General features: G+C 38.7%; 1 protein-coding gene and 1 pseudogene. Both read right to left on the bottom strand.

All coding sequences use genetic code 11. The features are described 5' to 3' along the window. Positions 1-452: pseudogene (locus WBM98_RS14310) on the bottom strand (glycosyl hydrolase family 16); the annotation flags it as partial. Positions 453-464: 12 nt separating this feature from the next. Then, positions 465-2,283, bottom strand: a 1,819-nt coding sequence (locus WBM98_RS14315) for a hypothetical protein (protein ID WP_424366705.1), incomplete at its 5' end; no start/stop codon positions are given.

The raw sequence follows: 2,283 nt of genomic DNA on the forward strand, positions 1-2,283 counted from the left end.
ACATTGCTTAAAGTAACGACATATTTATTCTCTTCAAAATCATTACCAAAACCTACTTCATTTAAGGTAGCAGCCTGAGAAGCCTTTACATAAAAGGTCAGGGCGTCATATTCGGTGAGATCACGTCCGATAGCATCTCGAAAAGTAGCTCCAGCGTATGCGCCCGTTGGATCTCCAACATTTGGGACATCAAACCTCATAGATGCAGTTCCTGAATATTTTACTTCATCATCTACAGAGAATGCGTCCAGTTTAGAATCTCCAAATGGGTCATAACTCAATCCTCCACTAAAACCATCGATAAATACTTCGGGAGAAGCAGAGAAAGTAGCGAATTCAGCTTCATCCGACAAGTCCCGTTCCCATAAATTACTATCACAACTAACAGTTATTGTAAAAATAAAACCTGAAAGGAGGAATAATTTTAAATAAATATATTTTAAGTTTTTCATTTTTCTAAATTTTTATTTTCCAATATTGATATGTACATAAGTTCTGATTTCCCATTCGTTACCGTTTTCAAATCCAACGGTACTTATTATAGGTGCAGTTGCAAATTCTTCTGCGACATTTGGACTGTATCTTGGTGAGAATTGATCAAGCGAGCGCCAAGTCCCTCGTATACCCATTCTGGTATTTGGTAAAATAAACCAGCCTGGTCTACCAACAGTAGTTGAAATGTCCAGCATTAATTGTACTGGATAAGTCAAGTTAAAATCGCGGTGATAATCAAAAGGGCCCCAGTCATCTATTTTAAATGAATGTACCAGCTTAATCTTTTTATAAAGGAATCTGATATCACCTCCAATACGAGTAATTAGCCTGTCATCACTTCCGTTTGCCTGCCCGTTCCCTGCATAAAGATTAGCAATTAATCCAAGTTCCGGACTAACTTTAGAAACTATTCTGGTATGTGCTTCCCACAAGTCTTCTGCAGGTGCAGAATTTGGAAATGCAAATAATGTACGATTACTTAAAAAGCCTATAGCTGCATCCTGTGCTGTAGGATGATGACGAAAAACAAACCCTAAATTCATTGCAAATTTAGCATTCTCTGCACTATCGTTGTCCCACTCATAGAACCAGGTACCCGGTGTAGGGTCATAGGTCAATAGCATTTCACCGGCGGTTGTTTCTCTGTTGGCTCTTACTGCAAAAGGGTCATCAAAAATGTTTCTCAACCTCCCCGGAGCTTGTACATCATTTGGCATGGCAGCAACAATAGGTTTTTGCCATAAAAAGTTTGGTGCAATTTGAAACTTCCCAACATTGTACGCAAAACCAGTAAGAAAGTTAGTCTGGTTCCCACTTCCGGTATCTTTCAATTTCCAACCTGTAAATGTCTGTGTTTGATCATAACCACCATTGGCAACTAAGCCTTGCATGGCGCCTTGTGCATACCAGTTAAATTTACCTGATTGAACCGTTATTTTAGCTTTAGCTCCCCAATTATCATCTGAATTAATTTTATCGCTGTATATAATATATTTCGCAGAATCAATTTCGTCTGGATCGTAATTTGGATTATTTTCTGCAATTTGGAAAGATCTTCCATTTAAAGGTTCACCTCCCCAAATACCTCCAAGTTCTAAGCCAACAGGTCCAAATTCTCTTGCAAGATAAAGCGTAGCTCTACGAGTTTTTGGCATTGGAATAGCAATTGAAGAAACAGCTTCTCCCTGGGTATCAATGTCTTCATGATAAACAGCTGAGAGGTCATAATGTCCTAATTTAGTGCTATATTTTAGCAGGACAGCTGGATTTGCACCCCACCATAATTGAGGGCCAAAAGCAGCTTTGAAACCTTTAAGAGAATTTTTACCATCTACCTCAATTCCCGATACTACTCCATTATAGATATCGAGGTTAGGGCCGTAATTGGCTTCCGGATACAAGCCGAAGAAATCACCTTCATAACTCCAATGGTAATGTCCGGTACGATAAAATCCTCTTACATCAAATTCATCTGTTTTCCATTCAAACTCGGCATTATATAGCTGAACACGATCTAAATCTGTTATAGGAATAGGTCCATCAATACTGTTCAAGGATACAGTTCGTCCCCTATTTTCGTAAAAAATTTCGTCTATCGGATTTTCAGCAACATCTCCTAGTATATTAATATTGAAATTAGCTCGCATATTAGGAGCCGGAGTCCCTTCTACACCAATAAAGAAAGACTGCATGTGATCAAAACCCAATTGGTTTGGATACACATTTTCATCTGGATTCGGACTATCAGGAGTGGTAAGAAGGCTTCCTCCGGTATTAAATGTTGTAAAC

The sequence above is a fragment of the Maribacter sp. genome, assembly GCF_049667165.1.
In the GTDB taxonomy this organism is placed as follows: Bacteria; Bacteroidota; Bacteroidia; order Flavobacteriales; family Flavobacteriaceae; genus Maribacter_A.